The organism is Streptomyces sp. NPDC054975 (assembly GCF_053609105.1).
The window spans coordinates 1-3,347 of sequence record NZ_JBSGWV010000103.1 but is presented as its reverse complement, the minus strand read 5'-3'; the positions used below and the strand labels follow the sequence as shown (position 1 = coordinate 3,347).

Sequence of the window (3,347 nt, the reverse complement as noted above, 5' to 3'; positions counted from 1 at the left end):
GAGCGGGGTCTGGTGCCGTGGATCGCAAGGCGGAGGAGGGCGCCATGGCGGAGCCATGGCAACCGACGACAACGCGGCGAGGCGCGGTGCCAGACCCCGCGAGCCCGGCATGATCCAAACGAAAGGCCCTAGTCACCGGCGCGCGTTCGGCAGGGGCACGGGTCCGTGGGAGTCGCTCCCACGGACCCGCCGTCCGTTCGGGCGGGCCGGTCCGGAAAAGCCGGTTCGTCCGGACCGACCCGCCGCCTCGTCCGTGTGATCACGACCACCGGGCGACGAGTGCGCGAACTTCCGGTATTCGCCTGCATGTTCCTCATACTGGTCAGTAATCTGACTGCCCGTGACCAGTCGACACATATCATCCGCCCCTACCCGCCGCACCGTCGTGAAGGCCGCAGCCGTCACGGCCGTCGCCGCCCCGGCCCTGGTGGGCGCCGCCTCCCCCGCGCTCGCGACCACGGAGGCCCCCACGTTCCAGCACGGTGTCGCCTCCGGCGACCCGCTGCCCGACGGCGTCCTGCTCTGGACGCGCGTCACCCCCACCGCCGACGCCACGCCCGGCTCCGGCAAGGGCCCGGACATCACGGTCCGTTGGGAGGTCGCCGAGGACGGCGCCTTCACCCGGACCGCCGCCCAGGGCACCGCCACCGCGACCGCCGCCACCGACCACACGGTCAAGGTGGACGTCCGCGGCCTGCGCCCGGAGACCCCGTACTGGTTCCGCTTCACGGCGGACGACACCGTCTCCCCCGTCGGCCGCACCCGCACCACCCCGACCGCCGACGCCACCACCCCGGGCGTCCGCTTCGGCGTCGTCTCCTGCTCCAACTGGGAGGCCGGCCACTTCTCCGCGTACCGCCACCTGGCCGCCCGGACGGACCTGGACGCGATCCTCCATCTCGGCGACTACATCTACGAGTACGCGAGCGGCTCCTACCCCAAGGCGCCGTACACCGTGCGGCAGCACGAGCCGAAGCACGAGATCGTCTCGCTGGCCGACTACCGCCTGCGGCACGCCACGTACAAGACGGACCCCGACCTCCAGGCGCTGCACGCCACCCACCCGATGATCGCGATCTGGGACGACCACGAGGTCGCCAACGACACCTGGTCGGGCGGCGCGGAGAACCACACGCCGGGCGCCGAGGGCGACTGGGCGGCCCGCGTGGCGGCGGCGAAGCAGGCGTACTTCGAGTGGATGCCGGTCCGCGCCTCGACCGAGGGCACGGTCTACCGACGGCTGCGCTTCGGCAAGCTGGCCGATCTGCACCTGCTCGACCTGCGTTCGTTCCGTTCCCAGCAGTCGTCCGTCGGCAACGGCTCGGTCGACGACCCGGAGCGTACGCTCACCGGCCGCGCGCAGCTGGACTGGCTGAAGTCGGGGCTCGCGGGCTCGGACGCGACCTGGAAGCTGGTCGGCACCTCGGTGATGATCTCGCCGGTCGCCTTCGGCGCGCTGCCGGCCCACCTCCTCGCCCCGCTCGCCGAGTTGCTCGGCCTGCCCGAGGGAGGGCTCGCGGTCAACGTCGACCAGTGGGACGGCTACACGGACGACCGCAAGGAACTCCTCGCCCACCTGACCCAGCGGTCCATCCGGAACACCGTCTTCCTGACCGGTGACATCCACATGGCGTGGGCCAACGACGTACCGGTGAAGGCGGCGACGTATCCGCTGTCGCAGTCGGCCGCGACCGAGTTCGTGGTGACCTCCGTGACCTCGGACACCGTCGCCGACCTGCTGCACGTGCCGCCGGGCACGGTCTCCGTGGTGGCGTCCGGCGCGATCAAGGCCGCCAACCGCCATGTGAAGTGGGTGGACATGGACCACCACGGCTACGGCGTGCTCGACGTGACGACCGAGCGGACGCAGATGGACTACTACACCGTCTCCGACCGCACGAAGCCGGACGCCACGACCGCGTGGCAGCGCTCGTACCGGACGAAGAGTGGAACGCAGGAGATCGAGCGGGTGTATCAGCCGGTGCGATGAGATGACTTCATGGTTGATTTTCAGCCATGATCCCTTGTGTTAACGGGAGATCACATCACCACGACGGGTGGTGAGTTCGGATGGCCGAATCCGGACACACCACCCGTCGACGCACCCCGGTTTGTTTCATCTCCCTTTCAAACTCCGGAGCAGACCGAAGAATTTCTTCCTGATGCCCCGATTCGCACCACGGATGATTGGGCTTGATCAATGCTCATCAACGTCTGACATGGACCCGTAATCTCCCCGCGGTGGCGAGGAATCCCCTCTCCGCACACCCCCCGCGAGGAGTCACCATGCGTGCTCTTGTCCGTATATCACCGCGTATGACACGCCGTATGCTCGGCACCGCCGTCATGGCCGGAACTTTGGCCCTGGCCCCGCTCTCGGCCCCCTCGGTGGCCCAGACGTCCACCACCACGACCGCCGCCGGCGTGGAGGAGTGCGACCCGCACGAGGGCGAAGCCCTCTCCGGTGCGCGCAAGGCCCGCAACGCCGACCACCAGGGCCACGAGCCCAACGAGGTCACCGCCACCCAGGCCAAGGCCATGGAAGCCGACCTCAGCAAGAGACTTGAGGCCGCTCGTCCGAACGGACGCGCCTCCGCCTCCGCCGCCTCGGCCGCCGCGGTGGTGACCATCCCGGTCCACTTCCACGTCATCCACAGCGGTACGGCGGGCAAGCTGACCGCCACCGACATCAGCAACCAGATGGCCGTCCTCAACGCGGCCTACGCCGGCCAGGGCACCGGCAACGTGAACACCAACTTCCAGTTCACCCTCGCCTCGACCGACTACACGGACAACGCGACCTGGTACAACCTGGCCTCCGGCTCCACCGCCGAGAAGCAGATGAAGCAGACCCTGCGCAAGGGCGACGCCGGCGCGCTGAACTTCTACACCGCCAAGCTCAGCGGCGGCCTGCTCGGCTGGGCGACCTTCCCGTCCTCGTACGCCTCCAACCCGTCCATGGACGGTGTGGTGGTCCTCGACTCCTCGCTGCCGGGCGGCACCGCGGCCAACTACAACGAGGGCGACACCGCGACGCACGAGGTCGGCCACTGGATGGGGCTGTACCACACGTTCCAGGGCGGCTGCAACGGAGCCGGTGACTCGGTGAGCGACACCCCGGCCGAGAAGAGCCCGGCGTACGAGTGCCCGACGGGCCGTGACAGCTGCGCGTCGAAGCCCGGCATCGACCCGATCAAGAACTTCATGGACTACACGTACGACTCCTGCATGACCCAGTTCACCCCGGGCCAGGTCACGCGGATGAACGACTTCTGGACGGCGTACCGCGCCTGAACCACCGCCTGACGGCAGGCGCGAGGGCGCGGCGGGAGAGCCCCCGCCCCCCC

Annotated in this window: 2 protein-coding genes; both read left to right on the top strand. The window is 69.3% G+C overall.

Annotation, left to right across the window (positions count from 1 at the left end):
• Nucleotides 1–340 precede the first annotated feature (340 nt).
• The gene (locus ACWF79_RS34680; protein WP_453732164.1) at nt 341–1,990 is read left to right on the top strand and encodes an alkaline phosphatase D family protein; all 1,650 of its coding nucleotides are present in this window, start codon (nt 341–343) and stop codon (nt 1,988–1,990) included.
• A gap of 326 nt (nt 1,991–2,316) precedes the next feature.
• Nucleotides 2,317–3,294: a zinc metalloprotease gene (locus tag ACWF79_RS34675; RefSeq protein WP_453732163.1), complete on the top strand. Its 978-nt coding sequence runs from the start codon at nt 2,317–2,319 to the stop codon at nt 3,292–3,294.
• The last annotated feature ends 53 nt before the right edge of the window (nt 3,295–3,347 follow it).